This window comes from Stackebrandtia nassauensis DSM 44728 (assembly GCF_000024545.1).
Classification (GTDB): domain Bacteria; phylum Actinomycetota; class Actinomycetes; order Mycobacteriales; family Micromonosporaceae; genus Stackebrandtia; species Stackebrandtia nassauensis.
Map to the genome: position 1 here is coordinate 1,442,657 of NC_013947.1, position 16,456 is coordinate 1,459,112.

14 protein-coding genes and 2 pseudogenes are annotated in these 16,456 nt (G+C 67.7%); 9 read left to right on the top strand and 7 right to left on the bottom strand.

All coding sequences use genetic code 11. The features are described from left to right. Positions 1 to 9: 9 nt before the first annotated feature. Positions 10 to 1,785, top strand: coding sequence for a serine hydrolase domain-containing protein (locus SNAS_RS06730; protein ID WP_013016644.1), 1,776 nt, complete (start codon positions 10 to 12; stop codon positions 1,783 to 1,785). Between the two features lie 116 nt (positions 1,786 to 1,901). Here the strand turns inward: SNAS_RS06730 and SNAS_RS06735 are convergent, their stop codons facing one another. Next, positions 1,902 to 2,576, bottom strand: coding sequence for a maleylpyruvate isomerase family mycothiol-dependent enzyme (locus tag SNAS_RS06735; protein WP_013016645.1), 675 nt, complete (start codon positions 2,574 to 2,576; stop codon positions 1,902 to 1,904). A gap of 53 nt (positions 2,577 to 2,629) precedes the next feature. Here SNAS_RS06735 and SNAS_RS06740 point away from each other — a divergent pair, with 53 nt between their 5' ends. From SNAS_RS06740 to SNAS_RS06765, 6 genes and pseudogenes are all read left to right on the top strand, one after another. Beyond that, positions 2,630 to 2,989, top strand: coding sequence for a GntR family transcriptional regulator (locus SNAS_RS06740; protein ID WP_013016646.1), 360 nt, complete (start codon positions 2,630 to 2,632; stop codon positions 2,987 to 2,989). A gap of 179 nt (positions 2,990 to 3,168) precedes the next feature. After that, complete coding sequence (tig, locus tag SNAS_RS06745; protein WP_013016647.1) at positions 3,169 to 4,545, top strand: trigger factor; 1,377 nt, start codon at positions 3,169 to 3,171, stop codon at positions 4,543 to 4,545. Between the two features lie 240 nt (positions 4,546 to 4,785). After that, the gene (locus SNAS_RS06750; protein WP_013016648.1) at positions 4,786 to 5,409 is read left to right on the top strand and encodes a ClpP family protease; all 624 of its coding nucleotides are present in this window, start codon (positions 4,786 to 4,788) and stop codon (positions 5,407 to 5,409) included. Between the two features lie 22 nt (positions 5,410 to 5,431). Beyond that, positions 5,432 to 6,064 carry an ATP-dependent Clp protease proteolytic subunit gene (locus SNAS_RS06755; RefSeq protein ID WP_013016649.1) on the top strand — a complete coding sequence of 211 codons (633 nt, stop codon included), beginning with the start codon at positions 5,432 to 5,434 and terminating at the stop codon, positions 6,062 to 6,064. Positions 6,065 to 6,273: 209 nt separating this feature from the next. Beyond that, positions 6,274 to 7,572: pseudogene (gene clpX / locus SNAS_RS06760) on the top strand (ATP-dependent Clp protease ATP-binding subunit ClpX); the annotation flags it as partial. A gap of 301 nt (positions 7,573 to 7,873) precedes the next feature. Further along, positions 7,874 to 8,890 (top strand): erythromycin esterase family protein, encoded by a 1,017-nt coding sequence (locus tag SNAS_RS06765; RefSeq protein ID WP_169313857.1) that lies wholly within the window; start codon positions 7,874 to 7,876, stop codon positions 8,888 to 8,890. 13 nt (positions 8,891 to 8,903) lie between these two features. On the opposite strand, the gene SNAS_RS06770 is transcribed toward SNAS_RS06765, so the two are convergent. From SNAS_RS06770 to SNAS_RS37480, 3 genes and pseudogenes are all read right to left on the bottom strand, one after another. Then, the gene (locus SNAS_RS06770) at positions 8,904 to 9,779 is read right to left on the bottom strand and encodes a GNAT family N-acetyltransferase (RefSeq protein WP_013016652.1); all 876 of its coding nucleotides are present in this window, start codon (positions 9,777 to 9,779) and stop codon (positions 8,904 to 8,906) included. A gap of 65 nt (positions 9,780 to 9,844) precedes the next feature. Beyond that, a complete protein-coding gene (locus SNAS_RS37475; protein WP_425281036.1) occupies positions 9,845 to 10,291 on the bottom strand; it encodes an META domain-containing protein in 447 nt (148 codons plus the stop codon). A 45-nt stretch (positions 10,292 to 10,336) separates the two neighbouring features. Next, positions 10,337 to 11,221, bottom strand: a pseudogene (locus SNAS_RS37480) (LysR family transcriptional regulator); the annotation flags it as partial. An 85-nt stretch (positions 11,222 to 11,306) separates the two neighbouring features. Here SNAS_RS37480 and SNAS_RS06780 point away from each other — a divergent pair. Then, positions 11,307 to 12,281: an EamA family transporter gene (locus tag SNAS_RS06780; protein WP_041625730.1), complete on the top strand. Its 975-nt coding sequence runs from the start codon at positions 11,307 to 11,309 to the stop codon at positions 12,279 to 12,281. Positions 12,282 to 12,307: 26 nt separating this feature from the next. Continuing rightward, on the top strand, positions 12,308 to 13,147 hold the full coding sequence (locus SNAS_RS06785) for an alpha/beta fold hydrolase (RefSeq protein WP_013016655.1): 840 nt from the start codon (positions 12,308 to 12,310) through the stop codon (positions 13,145 to 13,147). A gap of 38 nt (positions 13,148 to 13,185) precedes the next feature. On the opposite strand, the gene SNAS_RS33770 is transcribed toward SNAS_RS06785, so the two are convergent. The 3 genes from SNAS_RS33770 to SNAS_RS06795 all read right to left on the bottom strand — a co-directional run bounded on the left by SNAS_RS33770 (position 13,186) and on the right by SNAS_RS06795 (position 16,440). Continuing rightward, the gene (locus SNAS_RS33770; RefSeq protein ID WP_013016656.1) at positions 13,186 to 13,362 is read right to left on the bottom strand and encodes a DUF397 domain-containing protein; all 177 of its coding nucleotides are present in this window, start codon (positions 13,360 to 13,362) and stop codon (positions 13,186 to 13,188) included. Between the two features lie 104 nt (positions 13,363 to 13,466). Continuing rightward, a complete protein-coding gene (locus SNAS_RS06790; RefSeq protein ID WP_013016657.1) occupies positions 13,467 to 15,023 on the bottom strand; it encodes an ABC transporter substrate-binding protein in 1,557 nt (518 codons plus the stop codon). After that, positions 15,016 to 16,440 carry a hypothetical protein gene (locus tag SNAS_RS06795; RefSeq protein WP_013016658.1) on the bottom strand — a complete coding sequence of 475 codons (1,425 nt, stop codon included), beginning with the start codon at positions 16,438 to 16,440 and terminating at the stop codon, positions 15,016 to 15,018. The genes SNAS_RS06790 and SNAS_RS06795 overlap by 8 nt, the downstream gene beginning before the upstream one ends. Between the last annotated feature and the right edge of the window lie 16 nt (positions 16,441 to 16,456).

A 16,456-nucleotide genomic window follows, 5' to 3' on the forward strand; every position in this document is an offset into this window, starting at 1 on the left:
GAGGTTCCCATGAAACGTCGAAGCCTGTTCAGCGGTGCCGCGCTGGTCGCGGGCTCGCCGATACTGTTGGGCATGCCCCAAGCCGCCGCCGCCTTCGACCCCTCCGGTTTTGAAGGCACTGCCGGGCCGCCGACGATCACGCCGGAGGACCTGCGGTTCCGGCCCCGCAGGTTGCGGCCGGGCAGCGCGCATTCCGCCGGGCTGCTCAAGGAGTACGTCGACAGGATCGTCCCCGACACCGCCGCCTTCATGAAGCCCGGCGGTCCCGAGCGGCCCCGGCCCTCGCACCCCGGTTTCGTGGTGCTGGCCGCCCGCGACGGGGTGATCGTCACCCATGAGGCGGGCGGGCACGCGCTGCGGTACGCGTCCTACGACGGTGCCACCGACACCGCCGTGGAACTGCCGGACGCCGACAAGGTGGCGATGACCAAGGACACCATCTTCGACGTCGCCTCGATGTCCAAACTTTTCACCTCGATGGTCGCCACCCAGTTGGCCGCATCCGGGGACCTCGACCTGGACGCCACGGTCGCCGGTTACCTGCCCGAGTTCGCCGCCGTCGACCCGGCCAAGGCCCCGATCACGGTCAAGCAGCTGCTGACCCACATCTCGGGGATGCGCTCGTGGCTGCCGCTGTACGCCGAGCCCGACAACCCGTCGCGGCTGCGCGCCATCTACAAGTCGCCGCTGCGGCGCGAACCCGGTTCCGGGTACGAGTACTCGGATCTCAACCTCATCACGCTGTCGGCCATCATCGAGTCCATCACCGGATCCACTCTGGACGTCGAGGTGGCCGAGCGGATCACCAAGCCGCTTGGCCTGTCCGACACGGGATACAACCCGGCCGCGTCCGAGGTGCACCGGATCGCGGCGACCGAGTTCCAACCCGGCCTGGGCCGGGGCATGATCCGGGGCCGCGTCCACGACGAGAACGCCTGGTCCTTCGGCGGCGTCGCCGGACACGCGGGGGTGTTCTCCACCGCGCGCGACATCGCGATCTTCGCCCAGACGATCCTCAACGGCGGCAGCTACGGGAGTACCCGGCTGCTGTCCCGCGACTGGGTGCGGGCGCTGTTGACCAACTACAACACCTCCTTCCCGCCCGAGGCCGGTCGCGGCCTCGGCTGGCAGATCGATCAGCGGTTCTACATGGACGGTCTGTCGTCCCCGGTCAGCGCGGGGCACACCGGATTCACCGGTACCTGCGTCGTCATCGATCCCATCGCGGGTTCGCTGTATGTGCTGCTCACCAACCGCGTCCACCCCACCCGCAACTGGGGCACCGACAGCGTCTACCGCCGCGCCGGAGCCCGCGATCTGGCCCGCGCCGTGGCGGTCCGCCCGCGACACCGCGAAGCCTGGTATGCCCCCGCGGTGCCCGCCAGCCTCAGTCTCGGCTTCGACGAACCGCTCGACGCGACCACCGCCAGTTTCGCACTGTGGTACGACACCGACCCCACAGCGCTGGTGGAGCTGCAATCCAGCACCGACGGCGAACAGTGGACCAAGGTCGAGCTCAAGCTGTCGGCCGACGGCCACGACTGGGTCTCCGACAGCCTGTCGGGCTTCGAGGGCCGCCAATGGCTCTCGGTACGGGCGAAACTCCCGTCGGGAACGACGGGCCTGCGCTGGCACCACAACGGCGGCGACGGCTCCCGGCGAGGCCGCGGGGTCTACGTCGACAAGGTCCGCCTACGCCGCGACGGCGACACGATCTTCGACAGCGAGCGCCCCTCCGACGCGGCCCGCTTCCAACCCGAAGGCTGGACCCTCTCCCGCGACTAGCCGCGAGCGGCGGGCCGCAACGGCTCGGCCCCGTCCCGCGCCCCGCCGCGAGCCTGCGGCCGCGGCTTCGCTTCGAGCTTGGGCGTGAGCCTTGGCTGAGCTCGCAACGGGTGGGCTCAGCTCGGGTCTGGGATGGCGCGCTCGGATACCCGGCCGGCGAGGATCGGTTGGCCGTCGCCGGCCAGCTCGCTGGCGACGCCGGGGCGTCCCGCCAGCGTCATGAGCAGCGCCTCGCCCGGCCCGCGTACTTCTGGACCCGTGCCGGTGACGAAGTCGCAGTCGGTGGCGACCAGCCGCAGCCCCTTGGCCCGCTGGCGCGCCTTGATCGGCGGGGCTCCCAGGGCGAGCCGCAGCACCACGGCCAGCCGTTCCGGCGGGATCCGGCGGGGCATGCCCAGCGGGCGGCGGATGTCCTGGTGGTGGATCGTCCCGTCGACGAGCGCGACCATGCCGCCGAACGCCGTGGTCAGCCCCCGTGGGGTGAGGTGCGCGTTGAGCGCGTCGAGCAGTTGTCGTGGCGTGTGTGACTCGTAGTGGGCCAAGCCGATGGTGTTGCCCCGCTTGAGGCTGAACCCCGCTCGCAGGAGTCGCCTGGCGGTGGCCCAGCGGCTGAGTTCGTCGTAGCTGATCACGTGGGCCACCACGTCCCGCACCCGCCAGCCCTCGCACAGGCTCGGCGCCTGCCACTGCTCGTCCGACAGTTCGGCGAGGAATCCGGCGAGCTCGGTGCGTTCCCGGCGTGCCAGTTCCATTCGCGACGCAGTGGCCGCGTCGGTGGGTTCGGGGGACATGGACGAAGCCTATGTTCACCGGGTGACATTCGCCTGTCGCTAGGATCGGGCGTGTGATCCTCGCCGTCGACAACACCTCGCCGGTACCGCCGTACGAGCAGGTTCGCTCGGAACTGGCCCGACAGATCAACGACCACGTGCTGCCCGTGGGAACCCGGCTGCCCACCGTGCGCAAACTCGCCGACGACCTGGGCCTGGCCCCCAACACCGTGGCCCGGTCGTACCGGGAGCTGGAGGAGGCCGGACTGATCGAGACGCGCGGACGGGCCGGAAGCTTCGTCAGCGCCGCGGGTGACGTGTCCCGGCAGCGCGTGAACGCCGCCGCCGAGCAGTACGCCGAGGCGGTGCGGCGGCTCGGCATCGACCGGGCCGAGGCCCTGGACATCGTCGCCGCCGCGCTCGATCGGCTGTGACCACGGCCGGTGCGGGGTGTCACCGAGCCCTCATCTCGCACTCCGGTGCGGACGATCTGGTAATGACGCTCTAGACTCGTCCGGGGTGGCTCATGAATGTCTGGTCGGCGCTGCCGCGCCGTCTGCTCGCCACGAAGCCATCAACCAAAAGCAATGAAAACGCACTGAGGAGAACGTCTGTGAAAAGCACCGTCGAAACCCTGAGCCCCACCAGGGTGCGGCTGTCGGTCGAGGTGCCGTTTGAGGAGCTCGCCACGCACGTGACACAGGCGTATAAGAAGGTCGGTCAGCAGGTGAAGGTCCCGGGTTTCCGTCCGGGGAAGGCCCCGCGCGCCGTCATCGACCAGCGCGTCGGCAAGGATGCCATCTACGCGCAGGCCACCGACGAGGCACTGCCCAGCCAGCTGTACGCCGCGATCCGTGAGAACGAGGTCCGCATTCTGGGGCGGCCCAGCGTCACCGAGATGGAGCCGATCGTCGAGGGCAAGCCGTTCACCTTCACCGCCGAGGTCGACGTCGCCCCCGAGTTCGAGCTGCCGGACCTGGCCTCGCTGGAGGTCACCGTCGACTCCACCGAGGTCACCGACGAGCAGATCGACGCGGAGATCGAGAACCTGCGACTGCGCTTCGGCACCCTCAAGTCGGTCGACCGTCCCGCGGCCACCGGTGACTTCGTCACCATGGACCTGCGCGCCACCATCGACGGCGAGGAGGTCGAGGGCGGCAGCACCACCGGTATGTCGCACGAGGTCGGCGCCGGGGACCTGCTCGACGGTCTCGACGACACCCTGGTCGGCATGAAGGCCGACGACACCAAGACCTTCACCACCGCGCTGGCCGGTGGCGACCGCGCCGGTGAGGACGCCGAGGTCGAGGTCAAGGTGGGCAGCGTCAAGGAACGCGAGCTGCCCCCGCTGGACGACGACTTCGCCCAGCTGGCCTCCGAACACGACACCATGGACGAACTGCGCGCCTCCACCCGCGAGACGCTGGCCAAGCGCGCCGAGGCCAACCAGGGCCGCCAGGTCCGGGAGAACACCATCGACGCGCTCGTCGAGGCCATCGAACTGCCGGTGCCGGACTCCGCGATCGAGGAGGAGGTCAGCCACCGCGTCGACCACCTGCGCAACCAGCTGTCGGAGATGAACCTCGACCTGGACACGTACCTGTCCTCGCAGGGCCAGACCCTGGAGGAGTACACCGACGACCAGAAGGAGACCGCCACGGTCGGCCTGCGTCGTCAGCTCGTCCTGGACAAGGCCGCCGAGGCCAAGGAGGTTCAGGTCTCGGCCGAGCAGCTGACCGAGGAGATCCGGGCCCGTGCCTTCCAGCAGGGCGTCCCGGCCGAGCAGCACCAGGCCTTCGCCAACGAGCTGCAGAAGCGCGGCCTGCTGCCGGGCCTGACCTCGGAGCTGCGCCGGGCGCTGGCGCTGGACGAGATCGTCCGCGAGGTCACCGTCAAGGACTCCGACGGGAACGAACTCAGCAACGAGGTGCTGTTCCCGCAGGACGTCGAGGACGACGACGCCGACGAGGGCGACGAGAAGTCCGAATAGACATGGACGCGAAACGCGGCGGTCCCCGATGACGGGGCCGCCGCGTTTCGCGTTCGTTCGTGGCGATTGTTCGCTGACAGCGTAGGTCTCCGCCGTCGGCGAACAAGTGGCCCCAGCTACCCGGAAACGTACGGGGTGGGGGCTAAGGTCGCAGGTGCGTAAAGCCGGGAGCCGTGCGAAATGGTGAGGGATCGCCAGCCGACGGCTCCGAAGATCTACATAGGAGAAGGAGAGGGGCTCATGACGCACCCGTTTCTGCCTGTCGCCCGCGGTGGGGATGACCCCGCCAACGGCTTCGACGACATGGTGTTCAACCGCCTGCTCAAGGAGCGCATCGTCTTCATGGGCACCGAGGTGAACAGCCAGGTGGCCAACCGCGTCAGCGCCCAGTTGCTGCTGCTGGCGGCCGACGACCCCGAGCGCGACATCAACCTCTACATCAACTCGCCCGGTGGCTCGGTCTACGACGGCATGGCCATCTACGACACGATGCAGTTCATCAGCAACGACGTCGCCACCATCGCGATGGGTATGGCCGCCTCCATGGGCCAGCTGTTGCTGTGTGCCGGAACCCCCGGTAAGCGCTACGCGCTTCCCCACGCGCGCATCATGATGCACCAGCCCTCCGGTGGTATCGGCGGAACGGCCTCCGATGTGGCCATTCTCGCCGAACAGATGGCCTACACCAAGAAGATGTTCCAGGAGCGGGTCTCCACCCACACGGGACGGACGCTTGACGAGATCGAGAGGGACTCCGACCGGGACCGTTGGTTCACCGCCGAGGAGGCCAAGGAATACGGGTTCATTGACCAGGTGATCACCGGGGCCGGACAGGTCCCCACCGGCGCCGGTACCCGGAACTAAGTGGATTGTGAGGCGTAGACCAATGAACTTCGATTTCAACGCGCGGTACATCGTCCCGTCGTACACCGAGAAGACCTCGTACGGCGTCAAGGAGATGAACCCGTACAACAAGCTGTTCGAGAACCGGACGATCTTCCTCGGGTCCCCTGTGGACGACACTTCGGCGAACGACATCATGTCGCAGCTGCTGGTGCTGGAAGGCGACGACCCCGAGCGCGACATCGAGATGTACATCAACTCCCCGGGCGGTTCGCTCACGGCGCTGATGGCCATCTACGACACCATGCAGTACGTGCGGCCCGACATCCGCACCGTGTGCATGGGCCAGGCGGCCTCGGCGGCGGCGATCCTTTTGGCGGCCGGTGCCAAGGGCAAGCGGCTGGCGCTGCCGAACTCGCGGGTGATCATCCACCAGCCCGCCACCGAGGGCACCTACGGCCAGGCGTCCGACATGGAGATCCAGGCCCGCGAGATCATGCGGATGCGTGACCAGATGGAGAAGGTCCTGGCCCGCCACACCGGACAGGAACTGGACAAGGTCCGCCGCGACATCGAGCGCGACAAGATCCTCAACGCCGACGAGGCCAAGGAGTACGGCATCGTCGACACCGTCATGGAGTACCGCAAGAAGAACCAGCTGCCGCAGGCAGTGTGAACGTCCGGGGGCCTTCCGCCGAAAACTATCTGGCGGGAGGTCCCCCGAACGGGTAAGGTCGACGTGGCGTGACGACGCCCGACCCGAGGCGTGTTGTCACACCGGACACCGGCGATTGATTGTTCAGCGGCTCGGGTGGGCGAACCGTTAAGCGACTACCGAGACCCGGCACGAGGCCCGGGCGCGACGTTAGCAGGGAGTGGGCAGGCGTGGCACCACGACTGGGCGACAGTGACATATTGAAGTGTTCCTTCTGCGGTAAGACGCAGCGTCAGGTCAAGAAGCTCATCGCCGGACACGGTGTCTACATCTGCGATGAATGCGTCGACCTGTGCAACGAGATCATCGAGGAGGAGCTGGCCGAGACCGCCGCCTCCGCGTGGCGGGAGCTGCCGCGTCCCAAGGAGATCTGCGAGTTCCTGGACGAGTACGTGGTGGGGCAGGAGGACGCCAAGCGCGCGCTGGCCGTCGCCGTCTACAACCACTACAAGCGGGTACAGGTGGAGGCCGTGGCGGGCAAACCGCGTCCGGCGTCCGAACCGGTCGAGCTGTCCAAATCGAACATCCTCATGATCGGCCCCACCGGCTCCGGCAAGACCCACCTGGCCCAGACGCTGGCGCGGATGCTCAACGTCCCGTTCGCCATCGCCGACGCCACCGCGCTGACCGAGGCGGGCTACGTGGGCGAGGACGTCGAGAACATCCTGCTCAAGCTCATCGTCGCCGCCGACTACGACATCAAACGCGCCGAGACCGGCATCATCTACATCGACGAGATCGACAAGGCCGGACGCAAGTCCGAGTCCCGCTCCATCACCCGTGACGTCTCCGGGGAGGGCGTGCAGCAGGCGCTGCTGAAGATCCTGGAGGGAACGGTCGCCTCGGTGCCGCCGCAGGGCGGCCGCAAACACCCGCACCAGGACTTCCTCCAGATCGACACCACCAACATCCTGTTCATCTGCGGCGGTTCCTTCTCCGGACTGGAGGAGATCGTGGAACGCCGCAAGGGCGCCAACGGCGTCGGCTTCACCGCCAAGCTGCGGATCCGCGGCGAGGAGAACCCCGAGGACAATCTCGCCGACGCCATGCCCGAGGACCTGCTGGAGTTCGGGCTCATTCCCGAGTTCATCGGCCGGGTGCCGATCATGACCGCGGTGCGCCAGCTGGACCGGGAGGCGCTCATCAAGATCCTCACCGAACCCCGCAACGCGCTCATCAAGCAGTACCAGCGGCTGCTGGAACTCGACGGCGTCGAACTGGTCTTCGAGGACGACGCCCTGGAGCCGATCGTCGACCTGGCCCTGTTGCGCGGCACCGGAGCCCGGGGCCTGCGGGCCATCATGGAGGAAGTGCTGCAACCGGTGATGTACGAGATCCCCAGCCACGCCGACAAGGTGGCCCGGGTCGTGATCACCGGCGACGTGGTCCGCAAGAACGTCAACCCGACCCTGGTACCGCGCACCGCCACCACCCGCCAGACCCGCTCGCTGCGGCGCAAGAAGTCGGCCTTAGCGGCCCGCGCCCGACGCCACCGGTCATCGCGGACCAGTCACGTGACAGATGCCGCCACCAGGCGTTCCTTCGTAGTGTCGAGTCCTCACCCAAGGAACCGACACGGCGGAGGAAACCATGAACCGGCAAGTCACCGACGAGACCATCACGCGACAGTGGATCGCCGACACCGCGCGACCCCTGACCTCACCGGACTCGCTCACGGCGCTGGACGAGGTCGTCGGGGACGCTGTCGTCACCGGCTTCGGCGAGTCCACCCGCGCCAGCAGCGAGATCCTGGGCCTGGGCCTCGACGTCTTGCGCTACCTGGTGCGGGACAAGGGTTACCGGGCGCTGGCGCTGTCCGACGACGCGTCGGTCATCGCCGAACTCGACGCGTACGTCCGCACCGGAACCGGTGACGTGAAGGCGATCCTGGCCAACGCGTTCATCGCGGTGCGCGTCACCGAGATGGTCGACATCGTCGAGTGGATCCGCTCCCACAACCGCGACCACGCCGACGATCCGGTCCGGCTGTTCGGGCTGGAACCGGCCGCGGTGCGGCTGAGCGACTACGACGACGTGATCGAGCAGGTCCGGTTGGCGGCCCCGGCGCTGGCCGACGCGGTCGCCACCCGCTACGAGGTGATCCGTACCGCGCACCGCACCCCCGAGCACGTCCAGATCGCCCGGGGCATGCACCCGGGCACCCCGTTCGCCGAACTCGGCCGCGCCGCCTACGACCTCATCGCCGCCCTGGACGGGTTCCCGGCGCTGGACACGGCCCGCCGCATCGCCGAACACCACGAGCACACCGTCGCGGCCGGGTTCGACTTCGACGAACAGTTCCGGCGCGTGGCCCAGGGCATCATCGACTGGCATCAGTCCACCGGCCACAAGATCCTGTTCTGGGAGGGTCTGGCCCACGTCGCCAACGCCGAGGCCATGGGCTTCAAGGGTTTCAGCGACCAGTCCGGTTTCACGCACACCACCGGCTACCGGCTGCGCAAGCACTTCGGCGACGGCTACGTCACGCTGACGGTCGGCTTCGACCACGGCACCATCCACGCGGGCACCCAGGTCCCGATGCCGCCGAGCGACTTCGTCGACGCCGTCCTGGGCAGCGCCGAACCCGAGCGGTACCTGCTCGACCTGCGCGCCCCCCGCCCGGAGGCGGTCACCCGCTGGCTGAGTGGTCCGCACAAGCTGCGCATCATCGCCGGGATCTACAAGCCCGAGGAGGACGCCGACAACTACGTCAGTGGCGGTCCGCTGGACGAATGGTTCGACGCCGTCATCCGGATCCGCGAGATCTCGCCGACGACGTTCTTCTGAGCCGCGGCGCGGCTCAGGTCGGGTACTCGAAGCCGTAGTTGACCGAGTCCTCAACCGGGCGGTACCCGATCCTGCGGTAGATGTTGTTGCTGACCGGGTTGGACAGGTCGGTGTACAAAGTGCACGCCCGGACCCCGGGCCGGGCCAGCACGTCGGAGCTGATCCGCGCGACCAGCGCGCTCGCGTATCCGTTGCTGCGGTGCATGTCCGGGGTGTACACCGCCTGCAACCGCACCACCCCCGCCGACGGCGGTGACTCCATCGCGAACGACACGGCCTCGCCGTCGACCTCCCAGATCCACTGTGGCTGGCCGGCGGTGAGCCGGGCCTCGTAGGTGGCGACCAGGTGTCGCAGGCCCGGGGCCTCGCTGGCGGCGCTGCCGTCGGCGGCCCAGGCCAACAGCCAGGCCGCCACGGTGTCCCGGTCGGCGAGGGTCGCGGCTCTTCGCCGCCCCACCACGTTCGCGGGCGGGCGGACGTCGGTCACCTGGTACATCCGCGACGAGAAGATCGCCGTCGCGGTGCATCCGGTGCGCACCGACCACAGTGCTGCGAAGTGGTCCGAGACCCGCTTGGGCCCGTTCGCCGCCGGTACCTGGGGCCGCACCCGCGATATCGCGTCCACGACCGCGGCGACCGCGTCGGTGTCCATCGCCGTCAACAGCAGGCCCCGGGGCGGAGTCTGAATCACGACCCCGGCGACCTCGCCACCGCGCATCACCTTGAGCCACAAGCCGTCCGGCTCGGTGGCGACGGTGCCGTCGGCGCGCTGCGCCACCAGGGTCGCGGTGACGTTGTTGCTCAGCGGCCCCTCGGCCAGCCAGTCGCGCGTGTCGGCCGCGAATGCGGTGATGTCGGAGACGAGCTCGCAGTCATAAGGGGCGTTCATGCCTCCATCTTGACCGAACTTCGCCCTGTGTGCACGAGCGTTTCCGGTGCGCCAGCATCACACCGCTACTTCGACTGCTTCATCGTGACGGTGGCGTCACTGGTAGTGAGGATGAGCTTCTCGCCGTCCAGTTTCCACTCCGGCTCCGACTCGACGAACTCGCTGGCCCAGTCCTCCTGCTCGGTCCTGGTCTCCTCGCAACCCATCAGGGTTCCGGCGAGTTTGTCGGTCTTGATGGTGTCGCCGGAGATCTCGACCGAGCCGAACCGCTGGTTGCAGTCGGTGTCGAGCTTGATCTCGCCGTCGTCGGTGAACTTGATGGTGAGCTTGGAGTCCTTCATCAGCTTCTCGCCGCGAGTCTCGCCCTCGACGGACTCGATGGCGAAGGTGTGCCCCTTCAGGTCCTCCGGTCCGGGTTTGTCGGCGCCGTCGCCGTTGTCGGCGGTGCCGGTACCGCACGCGGCCAGCGCGAGTACGCCCAGGGTGCTCAGCGTGATTCGTGTGCTCTTCATGTGGATGGGACGCGGGGATAACCAGTATGGTTCCGTCTGGCGTTCGGCGATCTCGGTGGCGATGTCCCCGGCGATCCGGATCGCGGCCCGCGCCAACGGCGAATGGGTGCGTCCGGCCTGCCAGTACAGGTAGATCTGACGTGCCGGGGGCGCGGGTTCCAGCTGGTGGACCCGCAGCCGGTCGTCGGACCAGGCGTCGGTCCCGTCGAGCGCGAGCCACGGCAGCAACGCCGGACCCATCCCGGCCCGCACCATCGACAGCAGCGCCTCGTTGCCCGCGGTGCGGAACACGATCTGCGGCCGGACGCCGTGGGAGGCCAGCGCCTCCTCCATCCGGGACTGATCGCAGATGTCGGGCCACGCCACCATCGGCATGCCGTCGAGCCGCTCCAACGCCACCGGTCCCTCGTCGAAGGTGCCGTTGCGGGACACCAGCAGGTACGGGTCATCGATGAGTTTGAGGTGCTCGACGTCGCCGTCGAGCGGCCGGTCGTAGAACAGCAGGTCGAGGTCGCCGATCCGCGGGTTCTCCGGTTCGTCCTCCGAAAGCCTGATGTCGCAGCCGGGATGCCGGTCCCGCAGTCGGCGCACCAACCTGGGAAGAATCACAATGGACACACTTTGGAAGGTGCCGATGTCGATCCTGCCCTCACCGGCCTTGAACCGGTCGACGGCGTCGGTCAACGCCTCGGCCTGCGCCAGCAGTTCCTGCCCCTGGGCCAGCACCACCGACCCCAACGGCGTCAGCCGAACCGGTTTGGGGCCGCCCGGCCGTTCGAAGACCGCGCCGCCGATGGTCTTCTCCAGCGCGGCGATCTGTTGGCTCACCGTCGATTGGGTGTATCGCAACCGGGAAGCGGCCCGCCCGAACGAGCCTTCCTCGGCCACGGCGGCCATGGTCGCCAGGTGACGCAGTTCGACGGAGGACATGCCGCCAACTCTATCGGGTAAAGCGATCGCAATGATCGACAACTATCGCTTTTCACGATGAGCTTTTGGCTCTAACGTCATGGTCATGTCCACAACATCGCGCGGCACCGAGCGGTCCGTATCGTCCGGCGGGATCTTCCTCGTCGTGGCGCTCGGCATCGTCTACATCGTCTGGGGCTCAACCTATCTGGCCATCCGGATCATGGTCGAGGACATGCCGCCGCTGCTGTCGGCGGGAGCCCGGTTCATGCTCGCCGGTGCCGTGCTCGCCGCGATCCTGGCCGCGCGCGGCGGCCTGGCCCGGCTCGCCGTCACCCGGGCCGAACTGCTGTCGTGCGCCGCGCTGGCGATGCTGCTGCCGGTCCTCGGGCAGGGCTCGGTCACCGTCGCCGAAAACGGCGGCGCCCCGTCCGGCCTGACCGCGCTGCTGGTCGCGGTCGTACCACTGTGGGTACTGCTGTACCGGACGCTGTCGGGACAACGCCCCGCGCGGCTCACCGTCTACGGCGTCCTGCTGGGATTCGCCGGCCTCGTCCTGCTGCTGGTGTCCAACGGCGTCGACGCGGACTTCCCCTTCTGGACGATGATCCTCGTGGTGCTGGCGACCATGTCGTGGGCGTTCGGCTCCTGGTACCAGCCGCGCCTGAAACTGCCGCGCGACCCGTTCGTGCTCACCGTCTACGAGATGCTGATCGGCGGAGCCGTGCTGATGGTGGCGGGGTTCGGCGGCGGCGAAACGATCGACCTGGGCGCGTACTCGTCGCGCTCGTGGATGGCGTGGGTCTACCTGGTGGTATTCGGCTCCCTGATCGCGTTCTCGGCGTACGTTTGGTTGTTGCACTCCGCGCCGGTCTCGCTGGTCGCGACCTACGCCTACGTCAACCCCGTGGTGGCGGTCGCGCTGGGCTGGCTGGTGCTGTCCGAGGACGTGACGACGCCCATAGTGGTCGGTGGAATCGTCGTCGTCCTCGCCGTGGCGGTGGTCGCGGGTGCCGAACGTCCACGCCGAACTCCGCGACCCAATCCCGAGCCCACCCCCGAAGCCACGACCTGCCGCTGAACGCGGCCCCCAAAGGAGAACCAGACATGACCGAGCGAATGATCGACGTCGACGGAACCACCCTGTGCACCGAGTCGTTCGGCGACCCGGCCAACCCGCCGCTCCTGCTGATCGCGGGCACCGGCTCATCGATGCTGTGGTGGGAAGCCGAACTGTGCTCCACACTGGCCGACGAAGGCCGGTTCGTGATCCGCTACGACCACCGCGACACCGGCCGTTCGACCACCTCGCCACCGGGGCACCCCGACTACACCGGCGACGACATGATCACCGACGCGGTGGGAGTCCTGACGGCGTACGACATCCCCGCCGCCCACGTCGTCGGCGTCTCGGCTGGCGGCGGCATCGCCCAACTGCTCACACTGGACCACCCCGAGCGGGTGCTGTCGCTGACCCTCATCAGCACCACCTCGGCGCTGTCGTCGACCCACGCACTGCCGGGCCCCAGCGAGGAGTTCATCCGGTTCGTCAGCACCGCCACGGTCGACTGGGCCGACTCGGCGTCCGTCGTCGAATACCTGGTCGACTACTGCCGGGTGCTCGCGGGCGAAACCCGCCCCTTCGACGAGACACCATGGCGGAACCTCGTCCAGGGCGACGTCGACCGCGCGCACGACATCGCGGCCATCCAGAACCACGACATCCTGCAACAGAAGTCCCGGGCCGACCAGTCGCTGTCCTCGATCACCGCGCCGACCCTCGTCCTCCACGGCACCGCCGACCCCATGTTCCCGTTCCCGCACGGCGAAGCACTGCGAGCCGCGATCCCCGGAGCGGAACTGGTGGCCCTTCGCGGCGCCGGCCACGGCGTCGATCGAGCCGACTGGGAGACGATCACCCACACCGTCATCAAACACTCCGCCTAGGGCTTCGCCGCTTTTCCCGCCCGCCTGAGGCGGCCGTGTCAGCGTTTGACGCTGGCCAGGAAGCCGTTGAAGTCAGTGTTGGTGAGGTTCAGAATCGGGCTGTCGTCGCCGAGGACGCTGTCGCGTACCTGGAAGCGGGGGCCGTAGACGCGGGCCTCGACGCAATTGCTCGAGTCGCCTCCACTATGGCTTGACTTTTTCCACTGTCCTTCCATGGATCAAAGCCTCCGATCGGGACAGACAAGGGGACTACGTTTGCGAAGCTATCCCGCCGAATGGTCAGTCGTTCAGGGATCATTGGTCCCGTTTTTTCGGTGAGTCAGCAGCTGCCAGCGGGTTTGGTGGGTTTGCCTTCGGGCCAGGAGACCGCTTTGACGGGGTTCTTGGTGCTGGAACCGGCTTGCAGGATCGGGACCGCCTTGTTGGTGGCGTCGCCGTCCTGCATGAATTCGATGAGACCGCTGAGGCCGTTGACCGCGGAGCAGTCGCGGACCTGCTGGAGGCCGGAGGCCACCGCGGCGGCCGAGGGGGACAGGCCGCGTTCGGTGGTGACGCGGACGATGACGTTCATGGCGTCGAAGGCCATGATCGCGTGGCCGTCGGCCAGACCTTCGCTGACCGGACCGGAGAAGGTCTCGTCGTGTCGTTTCACGAATGCCGACATCGGTCCGCTGTGGATGCCCGAGACGGCGCTGTCGATGCTCCACTGGCTCGCGTGGACCAGGGCGGCGTACTCGATCACCACCCGGCCGTCGCGCAGGAGTGCGCCGACGCGGTCCTTGTTGCGGATGAGGGAGGCGTCGTCGCCGGTGACGATGCGGGGTTCGTAGCCTTCGGAGGCGCAGTTGCTGCTGCCCAGGGCTTCGACGAGTAGTTCCAGGTGCTCGCGGCCGCGTCCGGCGTACAGGAGGACGTCGGGGCGGTAGTAGCAGACGTTGTTGCTGATGTCGGCGAACTGGGCCTTGAGTCCGGGCTTGGAGGGGTCGAAGGACTGGTTGTGCTTCAGTTTGCGGCCCTTGGCCTCGAAGCCGTTGAAGGCCCGCGAGAGGGTGGCGCTGTAGGTGTCGTCGGCGTCCAGGCTGGAGATCTTCATGCCCACCTTGACGTCGGGGTCGGAGTGGAGATAGGCGGTGGCCGCGAAGCCCTCGTCCGAGTTGGACGGTGCCACGCGGTAGGCGTAGGGCTGTTTGTCCACGATGTTGTCGGCGGTCATGACCGAGCCGATCATCGGGATCTCGGCGGCGTCGAGACAGTTGATGGCCTTCTCGGTGGTGCGGTAGCTGGAGCCCAGGCCGGTGACGGCGACGAGGTTGTCCGTGGTCTTTCGGCGTTCCAGGTCGGCGCACATGGCTTCCCAGTGCTGGTTTCCGGTGCCGCCGTTGGCGACCAGGAGCTTGATCGGCGGGTCGGGTTCCAGGTTGGCGCTCTGTTGGGCCAGCAGGGTGCCTTCGAGTTGGTGGCGGACCTCGTCGGTGTCGTTGGGGGCGTTGGCTTCGGTGGGGTGGGGGATCCACACGGCGATGGTGGCGTACTGGCGTTCCGGGTTGACCTCGCGGACGCGGTCGGCTTCGCGGTTCTGTTCGGCGATCATTCCCAGGACCTCGTCGTAGGCGTCGTCGAAGACGTAGCGGCCATCGCTGGCGCCGATGCACTCGCCGTCGGACATGCGCTGGATGCCCAGGTCGGTGTCGCAGTAGTGGTCGAGGATGTCCCAGGTGGTGACCGCCTGCCAGCCGACGAGGACCACGACGGCGGTGATCGCGGTGGCGGTCATGACCCGCCAGAACTGCTGGGCCCGCGACAGAGGGGGGCGGTAGACGCCGTGGGGGTGTTTGGCCGTCGGGGGTTGGTAGAAGTCGTGGGTGGTGTCAGCCATCGGTGGACCCCGGGTCGTTGCGGCGGGACAGTTCGGCGTGGACGGATTCGTGGATGTCGGACGGGAGTTCGCGGCACAGCCAGGCGATGGAGCGCCGGGACGGTTGGGAGGAGAGGATTTCGGCGCGGGTGGGTTCGTCGAGTTTCTCCAGGGCCGCGATCAGCTCCTGGATCACGTAGGGACGGGAGGTGTGGAATTCGAGCAGCCACCGCACTGCCGCGTCGCTGAGGCTGGGGGGAGTGGGGTTGAGGAGCTTGACGTCCTCGGCGGTCAGGGGTGGCAGGTAGGTGTGGCAGTACCAGGACTTGGGGAGGGCTTGGTTGCCGGGGAACCATTGCTGCCAGGCGGTCAGGGCGTGGGAGACGGCCGCCATCGGAGGTTCGTTCTGGCGGAGGTTCGAGCGGGACTGGCCATTGAGCTTCTCGGTCACGGCCACTATGGTCAGTGCGGCGTGGCCGGGAAGGCGTTTGCGAGGCTGGGCGGCCAGCGGGTTCGGGCCGCCGTAACCGGCCGCGGCGGTTCGTGGACTGAGGTGCGATTCGGGATTGGCTCGCAGTGCGGTGATGTAGCGCAACAGCCGGGTGGCGGGGTGCTTGGTGTCGGTGTTCAGGGGATTGGGGATGTGATCCAACAGGACCAGGCAGCTGGTTCGGCGGGGGTGCCAGCGGTGGAAGTTGCCCAGGTCGGCCAGGAAGGCTTCGCACAGTGCCTTCTCGCCCTGTTTGAAGTCGGTGCTGCGTTTGGATTTGAACCAGTTCCACAGGGTGATCAGGCATTGGGTGGCGTCGTTGCCGGTGGTGAAAGTGGACATGTCGCGGAATGAACGGTGAAGTTGCCAGGCCCTGATCCACCATAGTGGCCATTTGATGAGGCTGACGACCCAGACCATTCCGGCCAGCAGCCCGGGTGGTCGGGTGGACGCGACGGTCGCGAACTTGTCGACGGCGTCGAGGGTCTCGGGGCTGGGCTGCGGTATCCGGCCGAAGATCCGCTGCCGGACCCGGCCGCGGACGGTGGTGACGGCTTCGGGGTCGGTGTTCAGGTCGATGTTGGCGGTCAGGATGTCGTAGCACAGTTGGAACCGCAGGAACGGGATGGAACCGAAACGCGGGTAGCGTCGGCGCAGCTTGCTGACCATGACCGCCAGCAGATGCAGCAGTTCCATCGGGTCTGGCGAGTCCGAAGCGTTCGACGTGGTGTCCTTTTTGAACGTGACCAGGACGTTGGGCGTGTGACGAGCGCACTGCTGCGCCGTCTCCAGGGCCTTGGTGTGGCCGCTGCCGCTGGGCCCTGACAGCAGGACGACCGGGTGGTCCGCGTCGGGATCACCGGCGAGCGCGAGCAAGCGCGGAACGAGATCGCATACGAACGTCGACTGGGTTGACAGCAGGTCCCTGGGCACACTTCCGTGGCTCATAACGCGTCCCTTATGG